General features: G+C 48.8%; 1 protein-coding gene. It reads right to left on the bottom strand.

All coding sequences use genetic code 11. The features are described 5' to 3' along the window. Positions 1-346 (bottom strand): RNA-guided endonuclease TnpB family protein (locus tag Q1A40_RS23005; RefSeq protein WP_300006101.1); only part of this gene is annotated, 346 nt, incomplete at both ends.

The raw sequence follows: 346 nt of genomic DNA, 5'->3' as shown, positions 1-346 counted from the left end.
CCACATTCAGGGCAGACCCAAGACCGTGTATGTAACGCCAGTTTAGACAGTGTGTAACCGCAACCGCTGCAACGTTTTGACGAAGGGAAGAACTGATTAATGGCAACAACGGTACGTCCGCCCCATTCAGCCTTGTATTCCAACTGGCGCGTAAACTCGCCCCAGCTTGCGTCTGCTATCGCTTTGGATAGTTTCGGATTGCGAATCATGTTTTTCACTTTCAGGGACTCAACACAGACAACTTGGTTTTCGTTAATCAGTCTGCGGGACAACTTGTGCAAGTTATCCATGCGGCAATCAGCAATTTTGGCGTGGAGTTTTGCGACCTTTAGCTTTGCTTTAGCGC

This window comes from uncultured Cedecea sp., from assembly GCF_947498825.1.
Taxonomy (GTDB): Bacteria; Pseudomonadota; Gammaproteobacteria; order Enterobacterales; family Enterobacteriaceae; genus JGM124.
The sequence above is the reverse complement of the archived record's forward strand: the minus strand, read 5'-3'. Positions and strand labels throughout refer to the sequence as shown.